Genomic DNA, 25,923 nt, shown 5'->3' with positions numbered 1-25,923 from the left:
CTCAGTGGCCTTCAGCCCCGACGGAACCACACTCGCCACCGGCAGCGACGACAACACCACCCGCCTCTGGAACCCGGCGACGGGCAAGCACACCGCGACCCTGAAGGGCCACACAGACAGCGTGAACTCAGTGGCCTTCAGCCCCGACGGAACCACACTCGCCACCGGCAGCGACGACAACACCACCCGCCTCTGGAACCCGGCGACGGGCAAGCACACCGCCACCCTGAAGGCCCACACAGACAGCGTGAACTCAGTGGCCTTCAGCCCCGACGGAACCACACTCGCCACCGGCAGCGACGACAACACCGCGCAGCTGTGGGACCTCTGACGCACCATCACGTGCAAGCAAGGCAGGGAGCCGAGGGCGGATGTGTCAACTCGCGGCGACGTAGCCCGGCGCGGCCACGCCCCGATACTTCCAAGCACCGGTTGCAGCGCCCAGTCTTCAGGACGACGTCGGTACGGGTCTGGGCGGTGGCGCAGCGGCTCGGACGCGCACCGCGGCCAACTGGAGGGTGCAAGAGCGTCGCCTGCTCGACGAGACAGCGATGGCGGTCCGCGGAGGAATCGCCGCGCTCGACGTCCCTTCGCGCTGAAGTGCTCAAGCCGCTTGCACCAGCGGGCGCGCTGTCGCGGCTGTCTTCGCGGGACGGGCCCGTCGCAGGGTGAGGCGGCGGCCGTCCGGACCCTGCTGCAGCCCGGCCTGTCGCCCGGTCCTGGGACGGGGCCGGGCGGCAGGCGACGGCGGTCAGGCCCTGACCCGCTGCACGGTGATCTCGTACTGATCAACGGCGCCTTGCCACTGGGCCACCAGCGCACCGCCCTCCTCCCTGGACTTGCGCATGTCGTGAAGACAGAGGGCGAGGTCGTGCGAGTCGGGGTCGCAGAACGCGCGTAGGTGCGCACGGAGCCCGGTGTGTTCCACGGCCGCGATCGCGGCCTCCGTCTCCGCATCCGCCGTCTCGAACGGCACGAGGCTTTCGGGGCCCTGGCCCATGCCCGTGGCGGCCCGCAGGGCATCGAGAAGCGTGCCGTCCGAGGCGATCCTGGCCTGCGTAAGACACCAGGTCTCCTGAGGCAGGTCGGGTGAGGTGAGGTCGACCCCGTGGCGTGCCGTCAGGCGCGCCAGATCGACGCCGAGGACCTGCGGCATGCCGCCGGGACCGGACAGATCGACTCCGGCGAGGTCTTCCTTGAAGGCAGCGGGGAACTCCGCGGCATAGGTGTCGATCTCGAACAGCGACCGGCTCGCGTCGAACCGCAGCTCCGGGTAGCCCACCTCGTCGAGCAGCAGCAGGTTCTCGCTGGTTATCGTCTCCCGGCCGGTGAGAGCGGCCGGCTCCAGCCATGCGGGATCCCTGTTGGACTCGGTCTCGTAGAGCCAGTTTCCGCCGTAGTAGACCGCGTATTCCGTGCCGGAATCGAAGTCCGAGAGCGGGCGGCCGAGCAGGACGCCGAAGGCCTGCGTCAGTGACGACTCCCAGTCGTCACCAGTGGTGGGGGTGGAGAGGTTGGACATCACGTTCACGGCTTCCTGCGCGGGGGCCGCGACGACGGGAAACGGTGTCCACGGCCCGGAGGACAAGATCAGGGGCCAACTGTAGGGACAGGCACTGACAACGGCCTGCGAGCCGGAGCGGGTCCGCCGACCTCGGTCCTGTATGACGTGGATGCGGCGCGACGGGAGTGGTGGACGGCCGGGCGTTTCGGACGGGGTCATCCCTCACCAGCCTTTGCGTCCAGTTGTTCGGCTACCACCACCCCCGGTCCACTCGCCGGGCCGGGGTGGGGCGGCGCGGGGGTTTCCCTCCGCAGGAAGACGAGTCCGGCCCGTCTTCCTGCGGAGGACCTGGACAAGCGGCTGTGCTGCCCCGGCGTAGTGCCGAGTTCCGCGGCTCAGACGGCCAGCGTCGGCCACGTGACCGTACTGGGGTGGCCGGGTTGGAGCCAGCGCGGCCGCAACCGGCCGTCCCGCCAGGCCTGGTGAGCAGAGGGCGGATCAGGTCCCACGTCCTTGCCTGTGGCGGCGATCCGCGCCTCGCTCCGGAACCACAGGCAGACAGCCTGTCGGTTACAGCCGGGTGGCGAGCCCGCCGCCGTCGACGACCAGGGTGGTGCCGTGTACATAGCCGGCCGTCTCGCCGGCGAGGTAGACAGCGGCCGCGGCGATCTCCTCGGGCTCGGCCGGGCGGCCTGCCGGAAACGTCTTGGTCAACACGTCCAGGGCATCGCCCAGCGGTGCTGTTCCCGGCGTGCGGGTGGGGCCGGGTGCGATCGCGTTCACTGTCACGCCCATCGGCCCGAACTCTCCTGACCAGGATCTGGTGAGCATTTCCAGTGCGGCCTTTGAGGCGCCGTACAGACCGGATCCCGGCACGCTGACATGGGCGGCGATGGTCGAGATGTTGATGACCCTCCCGTAGCCCCGTGCGGCCATCTGCGGCGCCAGTGCCGTGGTGAGCAGGTACGGAGCGCGGAGATTGGTGTCCACCACCGCGTCGAACGCGGCCTGGTCGAGGCTGACGGTCGGGGCGAAGGGGTAGATCCCGGCGTTGTTCACAAGGATGTCGACCGGTCCGCGCCGCCCCGCGGCGGCGAGCAGAGCTTCGACACCTGCCCGATCGGTCAGATCGGCGACAGCGGCTGCCGCTGTACCGCCTGACGCCTCGATGGACTGGACGACCTCTTCCGCCCGGGACACGTCCCGGCCCGCGACGATCACGTCCGCGCCTTCCCTGGCGAACGCCTCCGCAACGGCTCGGCCGATACCGGAAGTGGCACCGGTGACCAGTGCCCGCCTGCCCGTCAGCTGCATAAGAGTCTCCTCAAGAATTGGACTGATCGGTCCACCCTAGAGGGAAGTGGACCGTCCGGTCCAGTCACAGTAGGATCTGATGTCATGTCCGTGGAGCCCAAGACCGAGCGAGGCAGGCGCACCCGCGAGCGGATCGTGACGGCCGCCGCAGCCCTGTTCCAGACCGACGGCGTGGAGGGCACAGGCCTCGACGACGTCCTGGCCGCCGCACAGGCCAGCAAGAGCCAGCTCTACCACTACTTCCGCGACAAGGAGGACCTGGTCCAAGCGGTTATCGCGTGGCAGTCCGCACAGGTTGTGCTCAGCGTGGCCGAGCGCCTGCGCGACGTGGACTCGTGGCAGTCCCTGGACGCGTGGTTCGATGACCTGGTCGTCCACCAGGAGTCCCAGGGTTGCCGCGTCGGCTGTCCGATCGGCACCCTCGCCGCCGAACTCTCCGACCGGAGCGAGGCGGCACGGCAGGACCTGTCAGCCGCGTTCAGCCAGTGGCGCGTGGCCATCGGTGATGCGCTGGAGAACTTGGGGCGCAGGGGCCTCCTCCCCCCCGACACCGACACCACCCAACTGGCCACCGCCACGCTCGCCGCCATCCAAGGCGGCATCCTGCTGGCCAAGACCACCCGCGACCCGGATCAGCTGCGGGCGGCCCTCGTCCCCGTACGTTCTCAGTTCCGCGTCCTGGCCTCCTCCGCCCGCTGAGACGCGAACGCCGGCCACGCGAAGCCGGCCCTGCCCTGCGAAGAGGGAAGGGTGGCGGGGAATCACCTGGGCAGCGAGTTCGGGGACCCCGCTCCGTTCATGAGGACGGTGCACACCTTCGCAGGGGCGTGATCGGCAACCCTCGTGACTACGGCGGCTGCCCGGTCCGGTGACTGGCGCAGGGTCACGCCGGCGTCTTCGACACGCAGCTCGACCAGGTGGTTCAAGCAGGCGCGCGGCAGGCCGCGATCGGCCATCACGGGGTGCGAGACGTCGACATCCACCGTGGTCATCCGGCGACTCCGGCAGCCGGTGCTCTGTACGGCGTCGGCCAGCCACAGGGTCCCCTGAGCCACAACTCCTGCAGCAGGGAAGCCAATGCGCAATTCAGGACCGCCCAATTCACGGGATGATCCTGTGAGAACCCGGCAACACCGCGGGCCGATCTCTTGGTGACTTCGGCGGTGGTTGCAAATGTGTTCAGACCGGGATGATCACATCCATGGATTCACTGAACCTTGTTGTTGCCAAGACCCCTGTCCCTGTCACTCTGGTGGGCTGTCACGTCCGTCTGGAGCCGCTGACCTCGGCTCACCTTCCCGACCTGTTTGCCGCGGGCGGTGGGGACGATGAGGTCTGGCGATGGCTGCCGGTCTCCACCCCACGCACCCGGGAGGAGATGGCCGCCCTGCTGGACCGCCTGATCGCGGACTGTCAGGCCGGTACACGTGTGGCCTTTGCCGTAGTCCAGCTGTCCACCGGCCGCGCGGTGGGCTGGACCACGTACGGATTCTTCAGCGCCCGCGACGAGCGTCTGGAGATCGGCTGGACCTGGTACGGCCGCGCCGCCTGGCGCACCGCGGTCAACACCGAGTCCAAACTGCTGCTGCTCACTCACGCTTTCGAGGACCTGGGCATGGGCCGTGTGTCCTGGCGCACCGACCACCTCAACATCCGATCCCAGAATGCCATAGCCCGGCTGGGCGCGGTCCGCGAAGGCGTCTTCCGTCGCGAAATGCGCCGCCCCGACGGCAGTTGGCGCGACAACGTCTACTATGCGCTGTTCAGCGACCAGTGGCCCGCCGTGAAGGAGCGGTTGACCGCTCGCCTCGTTGCCGGCTGAGCCCGGGCGACCCGCGCTGCGGGTTTCGTGCGGCCGCAGCACGGACAGCGAGAGCTTCTCTGTAGGTGGGATCCGAGGTTTCGGCCCGAACTCAATGTCCGATTGCCGCCAGCGCACGGGAGCCCGCCAGTTGATCATCGGGCCATGGATGAAGCAACCGAGTTCTTCACGGTCTTGATGAACCACCCCCCGGACCAGCCGACAGCGTGCAAGGGCTGGAGAGTGCGAGACCTCGCAGCACACGTGGCAGCCGGCGCTCAGGAGGAGGCGGACCTGATCGAAGCCCACCTGCAGGGTGCAACTGCCCGGCCTACGCGGCCGTTCGACGAGCGCGAGGCAACGTTTCGTGCACTGCCCTATGACGAGCTGCTGGGCGGCCTGGCGCGTGAGGGCAGCCGTCTGACCGGTGCCGTGGACGCCTTGATTCTCGCCGGCGGCGCGGTCGAGTTCACCGGGCTCCGGCTGACCGGACAGGAGTTTCGTACGCACAACAGATCCGAGCTCGCCGTACACCGCTGGGACGTCGTCGGCGATGACGAGGCCGGCCGGCAGCTGCTCGCCCAGCCGGCTCTCACCGCACACGCGGCCAAGGTGCTGTCGGGCATGACGTCCCTGCAGGAATCAGCCGCGGGACGAGCCGTTCGTCCCCGTCAGGCATCAGAAGACTTCGCGTTCCTGATGCGCAGCCCCGGCAGTGACGATCTCCTGGTCCGAGTGGCACCGACGCCGTCGATGGAGATGCGCACAGTCGACAACGAGTTGCCGGTCGTGCGGAGTTCGGCGGCGGACCGCCTTCTGGCGGTCTGGGGTCGGCGACTACCCGGCGGCCGTATCGACCTGTCCGCTGTCACGGCGCGGGAAGCGGATCTGATCAACGCGTTCCTTTACGTCTGAAGAGCCGAGCGGCCTGCCCTGCCCCGTGCTCCACGGTGCCCTGGTCGGTCGGGAGCCGACCGGAAACGCAATATACGCAAGCACCCCGGGGAATTGCCGTCCATTCACTTGCTGGGCGCGGTCGCTACCGCTCGGCGGGCGCGCGCTCGGACGCCACACGTACGTGCCAGGGGACCCGTTCCGGGCCGGGCTGGCTCCGACCGTAGCGAGACGGTATGACTGCGCCAACTCCGGTCGGCCGACACCACTCTGCCGACCGACCGGGGCCGGGGCCTGCGCAGCCGCTCGTCGACAGTGCCGTAACCGCCGTCCCCGGTGGGACTACGATCGCGGTCATGAAACTTGAAGCGCAGCTCTCCACGCTGGCGGAGCTGGGACTGCCCCTCGCGGCCGGCAGGACCGTGGACGATTTGCTGTATTCCTGGTCGCGGGAGTCGTACGAACACACGCCGTTCGACCTGGTGCTGTTCCTGCTCGGCAGCGAAGTCGAAGCCGAGCCGTGGGGACGATGGTTCTGCGACCGGGCATGGAACCTCAACACCGCATGTGTTCAGGGGCCAGGCGCGTACGTCGCAATAGCCAAGCAGCTGTGCCGGATCGCCGGCCGGCCGGATGCTCTGGCCGATCTGCGGGACCACGTTGACATGGACACCAGAGAGGCGTGGATCGAATACTCGGTCGGGGACCAGCAACGCCGCTGGAGTATCGAGGTCAGGGACAACTGGGTCGACGGGATGGTGGTCAGCTATCTCATGGACGACCTGGAACGCGACGGCCGGCGGTTCTATGTGCGGCACAACGGTCAGGTCATGATGCTCTTCTACCTCCACGACGCCGCAGCCGGACAGCTCAACACGCTTGTCGGCGAGCAATCGCTTGCCCCGTGCCTGGCGCATTGACCCCGACGACGGTCCTGACGACCGGCAGGGGTACCGCGTCCAAGGATCGACCACGTGATCTCCACTCTGGGGGCGAGGCCCAGCGCGTGCTCGCAGTCGGTATCCTCGCCGCCCGCGGGCACGATCGCCAGGCAACTCCGTCGATCTGACCCTGTCTCAAGTGACCAGGCTCGTCACGTCAATGATGTGCATCGCCGTGAAGAGAGGGGAGGGCGCTGGACAAAGATCACCCGAGCGGCAGACTGGCCCCATGACCACATCGGATGCCAAGGCCGACCTTCACTTTTACCTGCAGTCCGCCCGTGATGCCCTGCTGTGGAAGCTCGAGGGGCTCTCGGAGTACGACATCCGCCGCCCGCTGACACCGACCGGCACCAACCTCCTGGGGCTGGTGAAACACGTGGCCAGCGTGGAACTGGGCTACCTCGGCGACACCTTCGCACGGCCGTCCGGCGAGTCGCTGCCCTGGCTCGAAGGCGGTGCCGAGCCCAACGCGGATATGTGGGCCACCGCCGACGAGTCACGCGAGTACATCGTGGAGCTTTACCGCCGGGCCTGGGCGCACGCTGACGCGACGATCGACGCGCTGGCGCTGGACACGATCGGCAGGGTGCCGTGGTGGCCCAACGGCAGGGACGAGGTGACGTTGCATCATGCCGTGGTGCGCGTGATTGCCGACACCCACCGGCATGCCGGTCACGCCGATATCGTCCGGGAACTCATGGACGGTGCCGTCGGGATGAACAAGGGCAATGACAGCATGGCGCCGGGCGACTCGGCATGGTGGGAAAACTATCGAAGCCGGCTGGAGAGTGCAGCTCAGGAAGCTGACCGAGAGGGGTGACTTCGGACCGGACCGGGTGGCCATGTTGATGGGTCAGTTCTGACGTCAGTCAGGCATGCACCCGGGGCAGCGGCCAGGCCAGGACGACGGCGTAGAGACCGACGATCCCATAGCCGACGTTGTAGGTCCACGCACGGGCAGTGTCGGATATCCGTGTGCCGGCGACTGCTCCGACCGTTACGAGCAGGAGTTGCCAGAGCAGTGATGCGAGGAAGACGCAGGCGAGGAAGACTCCCAGTGCAGCCATTGTGTTGGCATAGCCGGGATGTCCCGTTGCCAGAGCGGCGAAGTAGAGCCCGGTCAGGGGGTTGATCATCGTCAGGGCAGCGAACCGGGTGAAGGCGGTCCGCGTCCGGACCGGTGTGACCGGGACCGGAGTGTGGGAGGCCAGGGTCTGTTGTCTTGACCGTTTCCGGTGGAAGGACAGCAGACCGTGGAAGGCCATCGCCGCCAGGACGGCGGCGGAAGCGAGCCGCACCCATGCTTGTGCCTGCTCCGACAGCGCAGCCGTGAGTGCGGGTCCCATGGCCGCGGCCACCGCCGCGTAGGCCAGGTCGACCACCGCCACTGCGCAGGCTGCTGCGGCAGCGGGACGCCAGCCGCGCATTCCCTCCTGGATCAGCAATACACCGATCGCGCCGAGCGGCATGGCCACTCCCAGACCCGCACCAGCGCCGGCGATGCCACTGCTCATGACTGTTTCCATCACCACTGCAGCATGGTGGGGCCCAGTCGGCGGATGCGGATTCCGACCGGCGTGGGCTGAGATAATCGCGGTATGGACCAGATAGACCGGGAAATACTCAGTGCTCTTCAAGAGGATGCGCGGATATCTTTCCGCGACCTGGGCCGTCGGGTCGGCCTCAGCGCGAACGCGGCCACCGACCGCGTTCGCAAGCTCCGGCGCAGCGGAGTGATCCGGGGCTTCACCACCCTTGTCGACCACTCCGCGCTCGACCGTGACGGGCTGGTGATCTTCATTGATGCCAGGCTGAGGTCCGACACCACCGACGAAGAGTTCGAGAAGGCGGTCGTGCGGCTGCCGGGGATCACCGAGGTGATTCACGTCACGGGCGAGCATGACTATCTGATCCGCGCTCGCGTGGCCGACGCCTCGGGGCTGGACGCCATCGTGCGTGCCCTGAAGCGCACGGCCGGTGTCGCCCAGACCAGCACACGGCTCGCCTTGCGGATCGTGCTCGACTGAAGCGTAGGACTCACGCCAGTGCGAAGGTCATGTGCTTGTGCCCGTCAATAGCTGACTGGGATGCTCAGTTCGGGCTCCGGTGCCGGGGTGGCGGTGGGAGTCAGTGCCGGTTCCGAAAGATGGCGCCGTCGAACGTGAGACGGTCGACGACGGCACGCTCCGCGTACGAAGGGTTCCGCCGCGGTCTGACCGGCGAGACGCTCAACCCCGAGGTGGGGACCTTCAACGCCACCGTGTTCCGCCGAGTTCAACATACGCCGCCCCACACAACCCACCCCCAGCCGCGAGCAAAAGTCACGGTCACCAGCGGCCGGCCACCAGGCCCGATCATCTCTCTCCCCCAGTCCGGCCTTTCGGCCCGGGTTCTCAAACACGGCCTGGGTCTGGACCACTTCGAGGACCGTACCCGACACGGCAGGCACCACCACGTCAACCCCTGTGAGTGGAACTACCCAATTCGCTACTCCACTGTCTGCGTGTGGGGTGGTTTGGCGGTTGAACCTCGGTCTGGGCCCTCTACGGTTCGGGTCCTGGAGTGGTACAGGTACCGGCCGGCCCGGGGCTGAGTATCGGCTGTCCCGGTGCCGCGCGCTGCTGGATTCGGTCTCGGGTGTCGGGCGCCTGGCAGTGGGTCCGTCGGCGCGGGGCTACGGCAGTCGTCCATACCGGAAAGTCGCTGCCGGCCTGCTCGGCCAGGCCATGACCAGGGTCGCGGCAGGCTGCTTCGGGGGTGAAACCTCCGGCACATGCGCTGCGGGCAGGGCGGCAAACTGCTGCGAAGCGCCCATGGGGATGTGATGCGGTCCGAACCCTGCTCGCCTGCGCCATGAGTAACTGACGAGGATGAGGAAAGAGGAAGTTGATGTCTGCAGTCGATGGGGACCGCACCGTCGCCACCGCCCTGTTCGAAGAAGGCAAGGCGCTGCAACTGCGGCACGGCAATTCTGCTTGGGCACAGGCGCTGGCCGTCTACGACGACTTGATCGCGCGTTTCGGCGGCACTCAGGATCCGCTGGTGGGGCGCAGGGTCGCCGATGCCTTGAACTGGGGTGCATACATCTGCACCTATCATATTTCAACGGAACGAGCTCTGGCCCGTCATCAGCAGGTCATCGACATGTTCTCCGGACGGCCGGAGGCGATATTCCGCAGGCCTCTGGCGGCCGCGTGGGGCGGCAGGGCGATCGACCTCGGCAAACTGGGCCGTACCGCTGAACAGCTGCAGACCTTCGATGACTTGGCCCGCTGGATCGATTACAGGCCGTGGGAGCATTCCGACGACGAGACCGTGGTGAGCGAGGAGCTGGCCAAGGCAAGGCTCAACTATGGCTGCACCCTTGAGGAACTGGGGCGTACCCAGGAGGCGGTGGCCGTCTGGGGAGAGTCGGTGAGCTGCTTCGGCAATGACCCACGCCCCAGCGTCCTGGAATTCGTGGCGTGGACCGCGAACAACCTCGGCTCCACCCTGAAGACCATGCGGCGGGACGACGAGGCGGCGGCCCAGTGGAACTACGTCGTCGCCCGCTTCGCCGACGTGGATCACGCCGACCTGCAGGCACAGGTCGACCGGGCGAGGCAGCTGAGTGAGCGCAACAGGCGCAGGTGGTGGCGCCGGTGATAGCGGCAGGGATTTTACCTCGCCTCCGTCAGCATGCTCCTTGGGATCGCCGCAGTGGCAGGACTGCACAGGAGCGGAGCGGGCTCCGAATCCGGGTTCATCGCTCTGGCATTCGGCTTGCTGTGCCTGACCCCATACCTACTCGTGTGGCGGCAGCAAGTCGACGTCCATGAAAACGGGTTCGTACGGCGCCGTCCCATCGGCAAGAACCACACCGTGCTGGGGCTCATACCGGCCCGCCGCTGCGTCCGGGGTTGTGACTCTGCGTCGGCACGGCGCCGCATTCCGCCCATGTGATGTCGACCCCGGGCAGAATCCTGCTCCACTTGTCGGCGAGCCGGGCGATCTGCTCCGCGTCGGGTGGGTTCTGGCCGAGGCCGATCGCGTACCGGGCCGAATGCGGACCCTTGTCGAAGGGGTGGGGCCAGGCGTGCGCGTCGGTCGTGCCGGCGTCTTCGAGGGCGGTGAGCAGACCCCGGACACGGCCACGGAAGCGGCCGAGTGTCTCCTCGAACTCCTCGCCGCGGTACGGGCGTACGGTGAGGATCGCCCAGGCCGCGTGCCGGCGGTGCAGCGGCGGGTGCGACAGCAGTTCGGGCCTGGGGTCGGTGCCCGTCCTGGCCGCCCTTTCGAGGATCTCCCAGGCACGGTAGAGCTCCTGGGTCAGCAGGTCCCGAGTGCCGGCGGTGACCTGTTCGGTGCACGAACGGACCGGAGCGGTCGGCGTCATGACCGTCACCGGGGCGTGCGGTGTCGGGGCGAGGAGGGCTGAGGGTGACAGGGTGATCGGCTCCCGCCAGTCCCAGGCGGCCCAAGTGCCGAAGAACTCGCTGAGCAGGTCGCGGGCGGGAAGGTGTCCGGCCTCTCGTGCCGTGCGCGCCGCCAGAATCGTCCAGGCCAGTCCGGGCAGTCCGCCGAACGGCGCCGAGTCCAGACCGCGGGCCTTCGCCCATGCCTTCACCTGTCTGGCCAGCCCGGCGAACGACGCGTGGGCATCGCCGGTCGCCCTACGGACGGCGTCGGCGTCGCTGACCGCGCTCAGGGCGATCGCGCTCGCCTCGCCCAGCTCGGTGCGGCGGGCCACGGCCTCCCCGCAGGGCACCGGACCGGTGGCGACGACCGCCACGTCGACGTCCAAGCCTGCGGCGGTGAGCCTCAGCCCCGGCACCCTGGCGCCGGTGACCAGGCGTACGCGGGTGGCGTCCGGCAGCGCGGCCGTCACCCGCTCGGTCACCTCCGCCATGCCGAGGTTGTCGGGCACGGCCGCCACCAGATCGAGGTCCGCGCCGGGCAGTTGGCAGCCCATGTGCCGGGACCCGACCACCTGCACGGCCCCTTCGGCCAGCGCCTGGGCGATACGGAGCTCCGTCCGCGCGGCGTCGGTGTCGCGCTGCGCGTCCTCCGCGGTCGGCTGCTCTGCCCCGGTGCCGGTTCCGTCCTCGCGCACGCTGCCGGTCTCGGGCAGCCAGCGCACCTCTCCAGTGCCCAGGGAGATCGTGGCCCGCTCCCGCATCGGCTCGTCGCCCCGGCGCGACAGCAGTACCAGTTCCCCGACCTCGGCCGTCATGCCCTTGAGCCGGGCTGCGCAGTGGGCGGCCACCCGCTGCGGATCCCGGGTGCGGCCCAGCGTCAGGTGCGGGGTGAAACCCTCGGCGCGGCCCCGGCAGCGCGGGAAGCGCCGCCGAAGGGCGCGGGCAAGCGCCGCCCAGGGCGCTTCGCCGTCGGCTGCCGGGTCGAGCCAGACGGTGGCGTCCTCCCGGTGCCCGAAGGTGTGCACGCCCTCCAGCCGAGCGGTGAAGGCCGGTATCTCCTCGGCTGCGGCGGCCAGCAGCGCCGCGGCCCGCTCGAAGTCCGACTCCGGTACGAAGCCGAACAGCAGGTTGACATGGGGCGGCCAGCGGTGGATCTGCGGGTCGTGTTCCCGGCGCAGTTCCTGGATCGGCGGCCACAGCTGCCGGGGCGGCAGCCATGCCACCGCCGTACGGGCGGTCGGCGGCACCTCAAGGACGTCGCTGCCACCGGGCGTCACACCGGCGGGCGACCCGCCGGCACTGCCCAGACCCAGGACGACCTCCACTCCGTAGTGGTCCGACAGATACAGGCCTTCCTGGGTGGGCGAGTCTCCTCGCAGGGTCGCCGCGGCCACGCGCACCGCTCCGGCGCGTACCAGTACCCGGTCCAGCCGGGATGCGCGGCCGGACAGTGAGGAGACGGCGGCCAGCGGATTGACGACGGGGTCGAAGGTGGGGGTGCCGTCGTCGGGCCCGTGCACTTCGGTCCAGGCGTCGCGCATCCCGAGTACGGAAGCCGGTCCGTCGGGCCCGTCGCCGCCGTCGTTGAAGTCGCCCAGCACGATCAGGTCGCCGTCCACGCCCGCCAGTCCGTGGGCGAGCCGGGCCAGTTCGGCCTTCCGCCGGGCGGGTCCGCTGTCGGAGTGGTCGCTGCTGAGGTGGGTGGCAGCCACCACCAGCGGGCCGGACGCGGTGTCCACGACGAGAGCGGTGACCGCCTTGTGCGGGCCGAGGACGTGCCGTCCCGCCTCCCGCACGGGCAGGCGGCTCAGCATCAACAGCCCGCTGTCGTCGACGTCGTGGCCCGCCGGATCGGTGTTCAGCGTGTACTGGGCACGGACCCAGTCGGCGTTCAGCAGCATGGCGAGCAGTTGGGGCTCGACCTCCTGCAGCGCGATGACGTCGGCGTCGGCGTTCTCCAGGGCGTCGACCAGCAGCGGGCGGCGGCGGGCCGTGTCGATGAGGTCGCTGTCGTAGCGGTCCCACAGTGTGTTCCAGGTCAGTACGCGCAGTGCGCCAACCGCGCCCGCCGTGTCCGGCGAGGCCGCGGCGGGAGCCTCGGCCACGGGGCACCATCCGGCCGCCTCCTGCCAGGCGTACGGCGTTCCGGCTGTGAAGAACGGGGCCCTCAGCCGGCGAGGCCGCCGTACCCGGCCGGCGTCGCAGTCGTCGAGGCGGTCCATGCCGGTGGCGCGGTCCCACACCAGCTCGCCGTCCGCCTCGACGAACAGCACCCGGTGCCAGGGGATGTCACCGCCGGGCGTGAAGGAAGGCAGCGGGACGCGCTTTACGGCAGCCCCACGCTGATGGATGCCCAGCACGAACCGGGCCGGGTCGAACCGGGCATCCCAGCGGACCTTGTGAAAGATCTCCTCGCTGGTGCGCATCACGCCTCCTCTCCTTCCAGGGTGCTCTCCAGAGCGCCGGCCTTGTCATCGACCGATCCGCCCGCGCCCACGTACCAGGTGCGGTGCGCCTGACCCGGGTACGGCGGGTCGAACCGACGCAGCTGTGCGGTCAGCACCCCGGCCGGCACCGGATGCGCCCGTGCCGTGTTGCGCCGGGCCGTCTCGTCCTCGTCGACCAGGATGACCGCGTGGGTCACCAGCGCGTCCCGGCGTCGCGCCACCGCAAGCACCAGGGAGCGCTGCTGACGGCTGAGGGATGTGGCGTCCCACACGACGGTGCCGCCTCCGGCCAGCGCGGCGTCCAGCCTGCCCAGGCCCTCCCGCAGGACGTCCGCGTTGGCACTCTGGTCCGCCCGTGAGCCGCGCGCGTGACGCAGGTCGTCCAGACAGACGCGGGCGTCGACACCGGGCAGACCGGCGGCGAAGGTGCTCTTGCCACTGCCGGAGGGCCCGACGAGGTGGATCAGCCGGGGAAACGACCCCGTCCGCCACCGCCAGGTCGCCGCCAGAGCCTCCTCGACGGTGACGATCCGCCCTTGGGCGCATGTCTCCCGTGCCTGTGCCCAGCAGCGGTCGGCGGCGTCCGCGCCCAGGCCGGACAACGCGGCGCGCAGAGCGCCGCGCAGCGGCTGCAGCGGTTCCGGCCCGAGCAGCCCCGCTTCCTCGGCATGGAGCGCGGACCACTCCACCAGCTCACGTGCATCGGCGGCCTCCTCGCTCCCGCGCCCGGCCAGGACGGCGCCCGCCACAGCGTGCAACACCCCCAGATCGGCCGCGGTGGCCATCCGTATCAGCCCGCCGCGGCGCTCCTCGTCGGGGAACGGGCGGTGCAGCCGGGTGTGCAGCCCGACCAGGTCGGCGACGCGACGGGCCAGCGGCATGCCCAGAGGAGCCACGAGCCGCGCCGCCAGCCGGGCCCGGGGGGCTCGGTGCAGCAGCGCGGCCAGCACACCGGCCAGCCGCGCATCCCCCAGCCGCCCCAGCAGATCGAGCCGCGCGGCTGCCTCGACGGCGACGGCTCCGGCAGCGGGGAACGGGCCGTACTCCGGCACTCCGACCGCGGCCAGCAGCGACGGCACATCGGGGACTGCGCCGGAACGCACGGCCCACAGCGCCGCGGCCGGGCCCAGTCCGTTCTCCACGACGGGGCCGTGCATCCAGTGCGTACCCGTCCGTACGTGCTCCGGGCGCACCCACTTGGCGACCCGCCGCCCGAACTCCGCCTGCTGGAAACCCTCCGCGGCCCTTACGACATACCCCTCGTGCCGCGCGGCATCCAGCCGCAGCGCCCGCAGCGCCCGCTCGTCGAACGTGCCCCGCCACAGCACCCGCGGGGCGGGTACCCCGAGCCGCCGCAGAAAGCGCACGGTGCCATCCCAGTCCAGGCACCGCTCGCCGTCCCAGACCGAGAAACCGTAGAACCAGCTCTCCAGACCCTCGTACGCGATCGAGTGCCGGGCGTAGACGTTCTCCCCGCACACGCGCCACCCCGCCGGAATCTCCGGCCCGATCCGCCCCTGGAGAGCCTTGACCCAGGCCCTGGACGGATGGTGCCCCGAATCCAGTGACCGAGCATGCAGCCCGTCCGGGTAGAGGGTGGTGTTCTCCCCGTCGAGCTTCTCGGTGACCACGACCTCCCGGCCCCTGAGCCCCGCCAGGTCACCGGCCCGCACATCGTCCGGTGTGGCACCCGGAGACCAGGGCAGATGCGGTGTGCGCGGATAGTGCGTCCGCATGGTCCCAGAGCCTCCCGTGGCGATGTCGTGCCAGGCCACTGTATGGAGCCGGGCAACGGCGCAGCCACGCAATATCCGCCGGACAGGCGACAGTCGCACCACCGCGTCGCGCGTAACCGGGTCAACTGCCCGCAGTCCGGGCGCGAACGAGGCACACGACTTCGGTGCTGAAGGGCCCGGCCCCTTCCCCGTACGGTGAAGTGCCCTACGGGGAAGGGATATCCGCTGGATGCGGTCGCCACCACCGCCCATCGAAGCGACCCGCGAGGCCACCCACCCTGGCGGGCGACGCAGTGAGCACCGGACCTCCCGGCCGCGACCGCCACGGGTCGCGGGCTGATGCCCTGACCGAGGTTGTGAGGGGCCGCGGTGGCCGGCCCGGGCAACACGGCCGGCCCCGCCCGGCTCCGAAGACCTCGGCACGCATGAAGACGGCGATCGACCGGCTCATCGCACGCCGCGACGTCCACCCGCGGGACTCCTGTGCCTCGCCTACACGTCAGCCGTGTCCGCGGCAGCGGCTTCCAGGTCGGCGATGCTGCCCGACATGATCGTCCGCACGTGCTCGGTGATGTGCTCCGCAGGCCAATCCCACCAGGCCACGGCCAGCAGCCGGGCGATGTCCCGTTCGCTGTACCGGGTGCGGATGAGGCGGGCAGGGTTGCCGCCGACGATCCCGTAGTCGGGTACGTCTGCGGTGACCACGGCGCCGGAGCCGATGATCGCGCCGTGTCCGATCCGCACGCCGGGCATCACTGTCGTGTCGTAACCGAACCAGACGTCATTGCCGATGACGGTGTCCCCTCGGCTCGGCAGGCCGGTGAGCAGGTCGAAATGTTCGGACCACGAGCCGCCCATGGTGGGGAAGGGGAAGGTCGAGGGGCCGTCCATGCGGTGGTTGGCGCCGTTCATGATGAACCGCACTCCCGTCCCCAGTGCACAGAACCTGCCGATGATCAGTTTCTCCGGCCCATAGTGGTAGAGGACGTTGCGCGTCTCGAATGCGGTCGCATCGTCCGGGTCGTCGTAGTAGGAGTACTCCCCCACCTCGATCAGCGGCGACTTCACCAGTGACCTGAGCAGCACGACCCGGGGCTGCTCAGGCATCGGATGGAGGACCGTCGGGTCGGCAGGTACATGCATGGCGAGTGAATCCTTACGAGTTGCGTGTCGGCGTCCGGTCCATGATCGCCGTGCCGCACTCGCCAGGACACCGATTAATACCGAGCCGAGAGTCAGCCACCATCGGTGTGTACCGGTGCCGCGACCATACCTATGTCAGGTCATGACCAGAGGCGGTCAATCCGCTGACGAGCTGACCGAATTCGGTGCGCTGCCGGGCGGTCAGCGTGGCGTAGAGCGGTGCCTGCAGCTCTGTGGTGAGCCGCTCGGCACGCTCCCATCGAGGGATCAGTGTTGCGGCCGCGGGGTGTGGTTGTTCCCAGCCGTAATGTGCTGCCTGCTCGATGCCGAGGTTGATGACCATGGCCTCCTGGGCGGTCAGACCGCTCTGGCGCACCGCAGCCAGGTGGCAGGCACCGCGATGCTCCCGTAGCACGTGTATGCGCTGCATGGCCGCACCGACCGGGTCATCCTCGGGGTAGGGCCGTGCACGCCAGCCGGCGAACAAGGGCAGTGCGTCCGCGTCGGCAGCGTCGATCAGCTGCTGGGCCAGCCGATTGAAGTGCTCTACGTCGGCCCTGGCGGGGATGTGAGTGCGTCCCCACCGCCAGATGGCCTGGGCGTAGCAAGCGGCTGCGTCCTCTGCCGACATCACGGCCCGTCCCTCCGACCAACCTGCGCAGACGAGGCCGGGACCGAGGAAACCCTGAACGGCCTGGAGCACGGGGACCGGCACCTCACCGAGCACCCCGAAACGACCACGGCAGTAGAAGCTGCGCCCTGGAGGGAAACCGGCGCGCAGACCTATCGTGCGGGTCGCTTCGTCGGACATGAACTCGTCACCGAAGTCATGGATGGGCCGGGCCACCGCGGCGATGCAGTCGAAGATCTCCATGCGCCAAAGGTCGCCCACCAGGACCCAATAGGACAAGGGCGTGTTTTCTCCTGTGGCCCTTTAGGTAATCTATCGATTCATGATGGACCTCCGCCGCCTGCACATGCTCAAGACCGTCGTCGCGCGAGGTTCCATCGCCGCAGCCGCGCAGTCGCTGGGCCTGTCTCCCGGGGCCGTATCCCAACAGCTGTCCGCGCTGCGGCGTGACGTGGGAGTCGATCTGCTGCGCCCCGACGGACGCACCGTGGCGTTGACCGAGGCGGGGCAGGTGCTCCTCGAACACGCCGACCGGATCTTCGGCGCCGTCCAAGAGGCCGAGACCGCCGTCGCGGCGGTCAGAGGCACGGTCGGCGCGACTACCACCCTCGCCGCGCTGCCGTCGACCGTCGCGCGCATCGTGGCCCCCGCGCTGACCGCACTCGCCTCGCGGCACCCGCAGCTCGCCGTCACCTGCCTTGTCACCGACCAGGCGCAGCTACGGGAACTTCCGCTCGGCACCGTCGATGTGGTGCTCGGACAGCGATATCACCACCTGCCCGATGCCACGCCCCGGAACGTCGACACCTACCGACTGCTCGACGATCCACTGCTCGTCGTCACCGCGGCGGACCAAGCCGACGACCGACCCGTCTGCCTGCGGGAACTGGCCACCCGCAGACTCGCCGTGCCACCACCGACCACGGACTGCGGACAAGCCATCCTGCACGCCTGCCACCAAGCCGGTTTCACACCTTCAACGCCCTACGTCACCGCCGATATCGCGGCCCAGCTCACCCTCGCCCGTGCCGGCCTCGCCACCGCGCTCATTCCCCGGACGGCCATCGACCCGGCCACACCAGGGATCCACGCCTCGGTCATCGAGGACCGCCCGATCCTTCGCCTGCTGTTCGCCGCGACGCGTCACACCGATACTGCCAACCCCACGACCACCGCGGTCATCGCCGCGCTGAGCACAGCTGCTCATCACGGTCACACCACGCACCTCACAGCGACCTAGTGCCGCGTCAGCCAAGGTTCGCCCCGTCGCGACGCCCGGCAGCCTCCCCCACTGCCTCATGGACGTGGGAGGTCCCCCACTCGCCGCACCGCCCGAAAGCCCGAGTACGTCCAGTACGAGGACTTCCGGCCGGCACGCCGAGAGCACGCACCGGACGCCGCTCCTCGACGGGCAAACCGTGGCTGACTCGGCACTAGCAACCCCTGTCGAGCGGTCGGAGGAAGCGGCGTTCGTACCGCTTGATGCAGCGCGTGCGACGAGCCAGTTCGAACGCGTCCTGGCACTCGGGATCAGACATGCTGTCCGTGCGGTACTGCTCGTACGCGGCGAGACTGGGAAACGAGAAGAGGGCGTAGGCGATGTCGCTGTCGCCCTCACTCGGCAGGAAGTAGCCGTGGTGCGTCCCCCCGAAACGGTTGACGAGCCCAACCCAGCGGCGCCCGTACTCCTCGAAGTCCTCAAGCCTGTCCGCGTCGATCTCGTACCTCAGATGAACGGTGATCACGCCTACATGATGCAGTGAGACGCTGCAATCACGAAGTCGGCCCGCGTGGCGGGCCCTCACGTCGCCTTCGCCCTGGCACTGGAAGTCCGACTGGCCGGCCTGGCGCCTGGGGACGTCCTCGGCTACCAGGTGTGCTTTCAGGAGTTGAGGCGTTCGCGGTTGCGGTGTGGTCAGCCTTGTCCCGGCTGTCGGCCCGCACCCCGATCCGGCCGGGTGCGGGGCCGGCCTGGTCATCTGGCTGGTGGCTGCGGGCGGACACACGCCAGAGTCGACCGAGCGGCGGGCCGGCGTTCCCGCCTGGCGGTCAGCGCCATCCGAAGGCATCGCCTGGAGTGGTCTCGCCGTCGGCTCCGCGGTTCTCGTATATCCACGCCGCGATTTGGGAGCGGGAGGTGAGTCCGAGTTTGGCGAGGATACGCTCGACGTGGTTCTCGGCCGTGCGCTGGGCGATGACGAGCTTGGCCGCGATGTCCTTGTTACTCATGCCCTGGGCTACGAGGTTGGCGACCTCGGTCTCCCGACGGGTGAGGATGGCATCTCTGGATGGTTTCCTGCCCTGTTGCGCAGGTGGGGCAGCGGAGGGTGCTTCCTCCAGCACATAGGCGAGTGCCGCGTCGAAGGTGAAGCACGCACCGCGCTGGAACGCCCGGTCGAACACCTTTCCTGGCAGAGCCGCACGCACGTCCTTCTCACAATGCTCATGAGGTTCGATCAGGAAAGGCGCTGCGAAGAGGTTGCCGCCAATGGCTTGCCACAGGGAGTGGAGGATCCCCAGCAGGTGGGCGGCGCGCTCGTGTTCCATGGCCGCCGCCGCGCTCCACGCGACGATCTCGGCACACAGGGCGATGCCCCATCGGTCGTTGAGGGGACCCAGCAGCCGCACGGCCTTTCGGGCCAGTTTGTCGGCTGCGCCGCGTTCCCCGCTCTGCCACCGGACCAGGCTCTCGCAGAAAATGCTGAGCGCCCTCACCCAGGACTCTCCATGCCGGGCAGCGATGGAGCGAGCCTCCCGGCACAGTGCCAGGGCACGGTCGTAGTCGCCCAGGAGACACGTGACGACGGCGAGTTTGAATGTGCACTCGGAGACACCGGCTGGATCGCCCTGCTCACGGTGCCGTGCGACCGCGTCCTCGAACAGTGCTGCGGCGTCGGGCAGTTTGCCCCGGAACACCTCAACCATCGCCAGGTGGTGCTGGGCCCAGGCCAGAGCGAAGGAATCCTGCTGTCGTTCGGCTGCCGTACGGTATTCGGTCAGCAGCGGCATCTGCGCCTCGACATCCCCTTGCAGGATGCCGAGGTAGACGTAGGTTCCCAGCGCCGAGGTGCGCAGCGTGCTCTGCTTGCTGTCGGCCTCCAGCAGCCGGCCGAGCCAATGACGTCCTTCACTGAGCGAGCCAACCGTGATCCAGTAGTCCCAAGGAGCCACGGCCATGGCCATGCCGGTCTCCGCCTCACCCGGGGTGTCCAGGCAGAAGTCCAGGGCCGCGCGCAGATTGGGGTGTTCCTGGCGGAGCCGGTTGAGCCAGGTGACCTGGTGCGGGCCGAACCAGTGGGCCTGGGCCTGCTCCGCCAGGCCGAGATAGTGATCACGGTGACGGCGACGGAATTCCATCCGAGCACCGGCCTGGGCGAGTCTGTCCTGCCCATATTCACGGACTGTCTCCAGCAGTTGGTACCGGGCTCTGCCGGCACGGTCCTGCCGCACCAGAATCGACTTCTCCACCAGACGCTGAACGAGCTGGACCATCGCCTGCCTGGGAACGTCGGCTGCCGCACAGACCGCCTCCGCAGCCTCAAGGTCGAACCCGCCCGAGAAAACCGACGCCCTGGCCCACAAGGTGCGTTCATGCGGTGAGCACAGCGCATAACTCCAGTCCATCAGCTCCCGAAGCGTCTGCTGGCGCGGCGGGGCGGCGGGGCTGCCCAAGGTCAGCAGCGCGAAGCGGTCGTCGAGCCGCGCCAGGATTTCCTGCGGGGTCAGTGTCCGCATCCTGACTGCGGCGAGTTCGATCGCCAGCGGAAGGCCGTCCAGGCGGTCCACCAGCCGCGCCACCGCCAGCGCATTGTCCTCGGTGACACAGAACCCGTGCAGAACCGCCGCCGCGCGCTGCTCAAACAGGGAAACCGCGTGGTACTGAAGCAACTCGTCCACGGAAAGCCTGCGATCAGGACTCGGATCCAGCTTCGGGACCGGCAGTGGGGGAACCATGAACGCCTGCTCTCCGATGACCCCGAGCACTTCCCGGCTGGTGACGAGAACACGCAGGTCCGGCGCCGCGCGAAGCAGCGCGTCGACAACTCGCGCGCACTGGGCGGCAAGGTGCTCGCAGTTGTCGAGGATCAACAACGTCCTTCTGCTGCCCAGGTGCTCGGCAACCACGTCGACGGCGGCACGCCCGGCCTGGTTCTGCAGTCCAAGGGCATCGGCCACACTCTGTGCAAGGAGCTGCGGATCACGCAGGCTGGCCAGTTCCACGACACAGACACCGCCCGGAAACGCCCGCGCGACCGTGGAGCCCACTCGCAGAGCCAAGCGTGTCTTTCCGACTCCGCCGACCCCGGTCAGCGTAACCAGACGCGACACCGACAGGAGTTGCCTGACCTCGGCGACTTCCGCTTGTCGGCCGATGAAGGCCGTCAGATCCGCGGGGATGCCGGTCACCCCGCCCGGCGTCCACGTATCCATGGGCCCAACATACTGCCGACCAGACAAACTACCGCGAAGTAACTTCGAAGCGCCCCGCAGGACTGGAGCGGTCGCACGCCGGCGAAGGGCAGCGGCCGCACCAACCGGGAGCGGACCTTGAGCCCCACGAAGGAAGCAGCCGGAACAGGAGACACGAGCCGTCGCCTGGTGTGCGCCGAAGTCACGGACGGATCCCGTCTCCCCCGGTGCCCTCCAGTGACCACGCCCGCATACCTCGACACCAAGCGGCCGGGCCGATGACAGCAGGGATCCGCACCCGCCGTGGCTGAGCTACCACGGCGAGTGCGGCAGGTGCGTGAGCCAACGCACCTCACAGCCGGCCTGATCCGGGGGATCCAACTCAGGCTCGACCAGGGCACGCTACATACGTGTTAAGTAGAATTTCAAGCACTAGCCGGTTCTGAACCCCCATATTTAGGCCTTTTCGGTTAACACTCCCCACCGCGAGTACCTAACATGTAGTTACGGCCCCCTCGTCGTCGGCGGCGAGGGGGCTGCAGTTGCCTGAGCTGGGAAGGTCTCCGCTCGTCCCGGCATGGATGGGAGACGAACCGCACCGGAATGACGACCCAGCCCGCGGCAATCGAACCCTCAGGACCATCAGGAGCGGCACGGACAGCGTCATCGCCGCACAAGTCGTTACGGGAGCCAGGTACGGACCATGAACTCGCGCATCCTGCGGACGCCCCAGCCGAAGCGGGTTCCCCGGGGGATACGGGTGTTACGTCCGACCACCGGCGCTCGGGAGCGCGGTCCCAAGCTGCAGAGGCCGTACCGGCAGACCTGCGTATAACGCCCGCTCACCCGCGAGGCCGACTTCCCTTCGGATACAGGGCAGTCAGGACGTCTGAAGAGTCGGCACACGGATCCGATGCGCTGCCCGACGAACAGACTGCCCCCATCGTCCGGCGGATCTTCCGTGAGTACGCCAAGGGAAGAGGACTGCAGACCATCGCTGCCGGCTTGAACGAGGAGGGCATCAGTAAGGGACGACAGGGGACTTCCTGGTCCAAGAGTGCCGTCCGCGCCGTCCTCCTCAACCCGCGATGCGCGGCCCTGGTGCCACTCGAGGACGCCGAGCATGTAGAGGAGTTGTTCGCCTCCCGCCGAGTCGGCTCTCCTGGTGGCCCATCCTCCGAGCGAAGGCTGTACCTCCTGCGCGGTCTGCTGCGTTGTGCCAGGTGCAACAGGCTGATGGAAGGGGCGTGGAACAACGGCGAGCCCTACTATCGCTGCCGTTTCACAGCCGGAAACCTGGCCGTGAACCCCGGCCATCATTCGCACAACGTGTATGTGCGCGAGCGGAGAGTGTTGGGACCTCTCACGCTCTGGCTCCGTTCCGTGTGCTCAAGCATCCGGCTCTTGCAGACGACGATGGACATGGCACGCCCTGACGACATGCAGGCGATGGTCACCAAGGCCGCCCATCGTCTGAGCGTGCTGGACGGAAGCGACCCGCGAGCACGAGCGGAGGCACTGAGGGGCTTCGGGCTCAGGCTTGTCTACGCTGACGCCGAGAGACTGGTGCATGCCAAGGCTGTGCTTGAGCCGGTCCAGTTCGTCATCAAGGAGACTCTGGCTGTTTAGCCGGGATGGTGTCCCGCCGAGTGGTGGAACAGCGATCTCCGCATAGCCCCTGGTCATGAGGCGGCCACCGCGCAACCCTCCGAGTAGCGAAGCTCGTTCAACGAGAGGACGCGCGATGGCCTTGTCCCAGCATGACTTACTCCGCCTGATGGAGTCACTGCGTACGGCGGACGGAATCGAGTTGATCAGGGTCCTGGCCCAGCGGATCTGCAGGAACTCATCGAGGCCGAGGCCACCGTCCGGATCGGCGCCGAGCCCGGCGAGCAGGAGCAGTGCTTCCAAAGACGCGCCGACAGTCGCCCGGGCGGCAGCGGGGGATTTGAGCCGCCCGGGCGACAGTCAGGGAAAGTCGCCCGGGACGGCGGGAAAGGCCACCGGGCGACAGCAGAATCCGTCAGCGGGGGTAGACGGCTCTACCTGTCAAACCCTCCCAGGCGGCTCCTTCGATGCGACACGGGAAAACTACTCACATGCCCGCTGTGAGGCCGCCGTCTCGGCACGTCGAGCCGACTCCAAGCAAAGCCGCCACTCAGCGCAACGGCCCTCGGAGACATCATGGCGGGCGCGGCTTGATGTGCTTGATACGGCGGGCCTGTCGCGGTGTTCCCAGGAGGCGCCGCTGGCGCTTCGGCGCCGGACAGCCCGACGCCACTCCAGCCGAGGCACCCGTGCGCGGGTCGGGCGCCCTACGTCAGATGGACCAGCGGCGCATGGCTGAGCCGAGTTACTTGCACAAGCCACACGCAGTGCGAAACGGCTCGGTCACCCGACGTCGCCGAGTGTGTCTGTCAGCCTGCGCCGGGAGGCTCGCCTGGCGGGCAGGGCCGAGACGGCGATCGCACCGGCGACTGCGGCTGCGCCGAGCAGGAGCAGTGCTTCCAGCGGGGGCCGCTGCGCAATTCCGGCGCCGAGGCCGCTGGATTCCCCCTGCAAGTCGATCAACCACGTGGACACGAACACTCCCAGAATCGTTCCCGTCACGGCTGCTGCCGCCGCGACGAACCCCGTGCTGGTGACGATCACCGCGGTGATCTGGCGGGGAGTGAGTCCGATGGCTTTGAGAGCGAGGAGGTCTCGTCCCTGGTCGCGCAGTCCGGAGCCGATCAAGGTGGACAGTTCAGCCAGGCCGATGAAGGCGAACACTCCGACCAGCCCGATGATCACTGCACGGGCGGGAGACAGTTGGTCGGCGGGATTGGCGTTCTTGTGGATCTCGAGACCACCGTGCGAGGCGTCGGCCAGTGCCGTGCTGACCTTGTCGGGGTCGGCTCCATGCGTCAGAACCAGGTTGTAGAACTCCGGTCGTAGCGGACCGCTCCCCTCGCGAAGCGTGTCGACGGTTGTCGAGATCACCCGGCCGTTGTGCTGCGGCTCGATGCTGCGGCCCACGATGTGGAGTACCTGCGGGCTTCCTCCCACGGTCATCCGGACCCAGTCGCCGATGTCTGCTCCCAGCAGATCGAGCAGCCCCTCACCCGCGACGGCTTCGTGCGAGTTCCGGATGGTGCGGCCCGCTGCGATGCTGAAGGGGTAGGGGTCGTCTGAGGTTCCAAGTCCGCGGAGCGTGATCGTTCTGGTTTGGCCGGGGACCAGTGCAGCAACCTCGACGCCGGGGTAGACCTTGGTCACTCCCGGCTGATCGGACAGCAGCCTGCGTGCGCTCGCGTCGTCAATGCCTTCGGGCCTGGCACTGAGTTCTGCGGCGAGTCCGATGTCCTCCGGCCGGTTTTCGAAGCGGTCGAGGGTCGACCAGGCCCCGAGAGCGACTGTGATCATGAGCAGGGGGATGGCGAGTCGGCCCACCGCCGCGGTGGCGCGCGCCGGCCGGGAGAACGCCCCGCGCCAGCCGAGGAGGAGGGCTGGCGGCGTTCTCAGCCGAAGAGCGAGTCTGGCGGTTCCGGAGAGTCGGCGGCCGCTCTTGGCGGCCCCTCGGGTGATGGGAATGGGGGACACACGTCCGGCGCGCCACGCGGCCAGGGTGGTGGCGAGGGCGATGACGAGCACCGCACCCAGCGACGTGGTGAGGATGGCCCACGCGTGCCCCGGTAGCTTGCCCCACAGCACCATCGCCTCCCCGATGCGACCAGGGATGAGAGGGCCGACGGTGGCCGTGACGACCGCCCCGATTGCGACACCGATCGACGCGAGAGCGGAGTGCTCGACGAGGAACGCACGTACGACCTGGCTCGGGGTGAAGCCGATGGCCTTCAGTACGGAGATGTCGCGCAGGTGCCCGCGAATACGGGTGCTGATCGCTCCGGTCACGGCGACGGCGGCAGCGAGCAAGGCCCCCAGGCCGAAGGAGCCGAGCAGCAGCCCCAGGAGGCGGTTGTCACCCTCGGCTTCGGCTCGTGCCTCCTCCCAGGTCGAGACCTTTGCAACCTTGTCGGCACCGATCAAAGTGACCGCCTGCTGCACCGCGAAGTCGGCGTCCCGCGGGTCTGCCAGCCGGAGCCCGACTGTTTGGCCGATGCGCTGGGTGTTGGACTGGATCTGGTGAAGTTGCGGGGTCAGTACCCAGGCGACGCCGGGCGTCACTCCGCGCGCATAGCGCGGCTCCGAGGTGTCCGCGAGCCCGACGACGCGCAGGGTCGTGTACTCGCCCTTCTCTCCGCGGACCCTGAGGGTGTCGCCCGGCTTGGCCCACAGTGCGTCAGCGGCCGTACGCTCCAGCACCACGCCGTTCGGTGTTGTGTCCTCCAGCCAGTTGCCCGAGTCCACCAATGGACGAGCTGTCTTGGGGGGTTGGGGTCCGGCTCCGCGCAACTCGAGTGACACCCGCGCGCCACGGTGTTCAGCGGCTGCCTGGACCGTCGGGAACGGGCCGGCGAAGCCTTCGACTCCGTCGAGTCCGGTCAGCTTCTCGGCGCCCTCCGTGGTCCGGGTGTGGATCCACACATGTGCGCCGGACGACTGAGTGAAGACGCGTTGCCATGGGTTGGCCGCGTATTGCAGGAGCGCCCCCGCCAGCAGGAGGGAGGCGATGATCCCCGCGGTGGCCAGCACGATGAACAGTGCCTCGCCGCGGTTTGCCCGAAGGTCGGCGCGCGCCCAGCGCGCGGTGGCCCGCATC

The 25,923-nt window shown here is 68.7% G+C and carries 21 protein-coding genes and 1 pseudogene; 11 read left to right on the top strand and 11 right to left on the bottom strand.

The features are described from left to right. The coding region (locus ACZ562_RS16060) for a WD40 repeat domain-containing protein (RefSeq protein WP_471178693.1) at positions 1–331 on the top strand (331 nt) is incomplete at its 5' end. Positions 332–751: 420 nt separating this feature from the next. Here the strand turns inward: ACZ562_RS16060 and ACZ562_RS16055 are convergent. Together ACZ562_RS16055 and ACZ562_RS16050 are read right to left on the bottom strand one after the other, a co-directional pair. Further along, on the bottom strand, positions 752–1,588 hold the full coding sequence (locus ACZ562_RS16055; protein WP_471178690.1) for a hypothetical protein: 837 nt from the start codon (positions 1,586–1,588) through the stop codon (positions 752–754). Between the two features lie 486 nt (positions 1,589–2,074). Next, positions 2,075–2,818, bottom strand: a complete 744-nt coding sequence (locus tag ACZ562_RS16050; RefSeq protein WP_471178687.1) for an SDR family NAD(P)-dependent oxidoreductase — start codon at positions 2,816–2,818, stop codon at positions 2,075–2,077. Between the two features lie 84 nt (positions 2,819–2,902). On the opposite strand from ACZ562_RS16050, the gene ACZ562_RS16045 reads away from it, so the two are divergent. Next, positions 2,903–3,517, top strand: coding sequence for a TetR/AcrR family transcriptional regulator (locus tag ACZ562_RS16045; protein ID WP_471178685.1), 615 nt, complete (start codon positions 2,903–2,905; stop codon positions 3,515–3,517). Between the two features lie 62 nt (positions 3,518–3,579). On the opposite strand, the gene ACZ562_RS16040 is transcribed toward ACZ562_RS16045, so the two are convergent. After that, positions 3,580–3,873 carry a hypothetical protein gene (locus tag ACZ562_RS16040; protein WP_471178682.1) on the bottom strand — a complete coding sequence of 98 codons (294 nt, stop codon included), beginning with the start codon at positions 3,871–3,873 and terminating at the stop codon, positions 3,580–3,582. Between the two features lie 146 nt (positions 3,874–4,019). Here ACZ562_RS16040 and ACZ562_RS16035 point away from each other — a divergent pair, with 146 nt between their 5' ends. The 4 genes from ACZ562_RS16035 (at position 4,020) to ACZ562_RS16020 (ending at position 7,277) form a co-directional block, all read left to right on the top strand. Beyond that, entirely contained in the window at positions 4,020–4,640 is a 621-nt protein-coding gene (locus ACZ562_RS16035; protein WP_471178680.1) for a GNAT family N-acetyltransferase, read from the top strand. A gap of 144 nt (positions 4,641–4,784) precedes the next feature. Then, on the top strand, positions 4,785–5,534 hold the full coding sequence (locus ACZ562_RS16030; protein ID WP_471178677.1) for a maleylpyruvate isomerase N-terminal domain-containing protein: 750 nt from the start codon (positions 4,785–4,787) through the stop codon (positions 5,532–5,534). Between the two features lie 335 nt (positions 5,535–5,869). Next, positions 5,870–6,433, top strand: a complete 564-nt coding sequence (locus tag ACZ562_RS16025; protein ID WP_471178675.1) for a hypothetical protein — start codon at positions 5,870–5,872, stop codon at positions 6,431–6,433. 250 nt (positions 6,434–6,683) lie between these two features. Beyond that, entirely contained in the window at positions 6,684–7,277 is a 594-nt protein-coding gene (locus ACZ562_RS16020) for a DinB family protein (protein WP_471178672.1), read from the top strand. Between the two features lie 49 nt (positions 7,278–7,326). Here ACZ562_RS16020 and ACZ562_RS16015 read toward each other — a convergent pair whose 3' ends face one another. Next, positions 7,327–7,971, bottom strand: a complete 645-nt coding sequence (locus ACZ562_RS16015; RefSeq protein WP_471178669.1) for a LysE family transporter — start codon at positions 7,969–7,971, stop codon at positions 7,327–7,329. 84 nt (positions 7,972–8,055) lie between these two features. Here ACZ562_RS16015 and ACZ562_RS16010 point away from each other — a divergent pair, with 84 nt between their 5' ends. Together ACZ562_RS16010 and ACZ562_RS16005 are read left to right on the top strand one after the other, a co-directional pair. After that, complete coding sequence (locus ACZ562_RS16010; protein ID WP_471178666.1) at positions 8,056–8,484, top strand: Lrp/AsnC family transcriptional regulator; 429 nt, start codon at positions 8,056–8,058, stop codon at positions 8,482–8,484. Positions 8,485–9,343: 859 nt separating this feature from the next. Then, on the top strand, positions 9,344–10,102 hold the full coding sequence (locus ACZ562_RS16005; protein WP_471178663.1) for a hypothetical protein: 759 nt from the start codon (positions 9,344–9,346) through the stop codon (positions 10,100–10,102). 226 nt (positions 10,103–10,328) lie between these two features. On the opposite strand, the gene ACZ562_RS16000 is transcribed toward ACZ562_RS16005, so the two are convergent. From ACZ562_RS16000 to ACZ562_RS15985, 4 genes are all read right to left on the bottom strand, one after another. Further along, positions 10,329–13,280, bottom strand: a complete 2,952-nt coding sequence (locus ACZ562_RS16000) for a poly(A) polymerase (RefSeq protein ID WP_471178841.1) — start codon at positions 13,278–13,280, stop codon at positions 10,329–10,331. Continuing rightward, positions 13,280–15,037 carry an RNA ligase family protein gene (locus tag ACZ562_RS15995; protein ID WP_471178660.1) on the bottom strand — a complete coding sequence of 586 codons (1,758 nt, stop codon included), beginning with the start codon at positions 15,035–15,037 and terminating at the stop codon, positions 13,280–13,282. The genes ACZ562_RS16000 and ACZ562_RS15995 overlap by 1 nt, the downstream gene beginning before the upstream one ends. A gap of 492 nt (positions 15,038–15,529) precedes the next feature. Then, positions 15,530–16,180, bottom strand: a complete 651-nt coding sequence (locus tag ACZ562_RS15990; protein WP_471178658.1) for a CatB-related O-acetyltransferase — start codon at positions 16,178–16,180, stop codon at positions 15,530–15,532. 130 nt (positions 16,181–16,310) lie between these two features. Further along, the gene (locus ACZ562_RS15985; protein WP_471178655.1) at positions 16,311–17,054 is read right to left on the bottom strand and encodes a helix-turn-helix domain-containing protein; all 744 of its coding nucleotides are present in this window, start codon (positions 17,052–17,054) and stop codon (positions 16,311–16,313) included. A gap of 79 nt (positions 17,055–17,133) precedes the next feature. Between ACZ562_RS15985 and ACZ562_RS15980 the strand changes: the two genes are divergently transcribed. Further along, a complete protein-coding gene (locus ACZ562_RS15980; protein WP_471178652.1) occupies positions 17,134–18,051 on the top strand; it encodes a LysR family transcriptional regulator in 918 nt (305 codons plus the stop codon). 193 nt (positions 18,052–18,244) lie between these two features. On the opposite strand, the gene ACZ562_RS15975 is transcribed toward ACZ562_RS15980, so the two are convergent. Both ACZ562_RS15975 and ACZ562_RS15970 read right to left on the bottom strand, forming a co-directional pair. Next, the gene (locus tag ACZ562_RS15975; protein WP_471178649.1) at positions 18,245–18,556 is read right to left on the bottom strand and encodes an NIPSNAP family protein; all 312 of its coding nucleotides are present in this window, start codon (positions 18,554–18,556) and stop codon (positions 18,245–18,247) included. Positions 18,557–18,860: 304 nt separating this feature from the next. Further along, positions 18,861–21,218, bottom strand: coding sequence for an ATP-binding protein (locus ACZ562_RS15970; RefSeq protein WP_471178646.1), 2,358 nt, complete (start codon positions 21,216–21,218; stop codon positions 18,861–18,863). Positions 21,219–21,824: 606 nt separating this feature from the next. On the opposite strand from ACZ562_RS15970, the gene ACZ562_RS15965 reads away from it, so the two are divergent. Further along, positions 21,825–22,850 carry a recombinase family protein gene (locus ACZ562_RS15965; RefSeq protein WP_471178643.1) on the top strand — a complete coding sequence of 342 codons (1,026 nt, stop codon included), beginning with the start codon at positions 21,825–21,827 and terminating at the stop codon, positions 22,848–22,850. 115 nt (positions 22,851–22,965) lie between these two features. Next, a pseudogene (locus ACZ562_RS15960) lies at positions 22,966–23,123 on the top strand (IS256 family transposase); the annotation flags it as partial. Positions 23,124–23,612: 489 nt separating this feature from the next. Here ACZ562_RS15960 and ACZ562_RS15955 read toward each other — a convergent pair. Beyond that, positions 23,613–25,922: an FtsX-like permease family protein gene (locus ACZ562_RS15955; protein WP_471178640.1), complete on the bottom strand. Its 2,310-nt coding sequence runs from the start codon at positions 25,920–25,922 to the stop codon at positions 23,613–23,615. Between the last annotated feature and the right edge of the window lies 1 nt (position 25,923).

The organism is Streptomyces sp. NPDC040410 (assembly GCF_055595715.1).
Note: the sequence above shows the minus strand (reverse complement) of the source record. Positions and strands in the feature narration are given on the sequence as shown.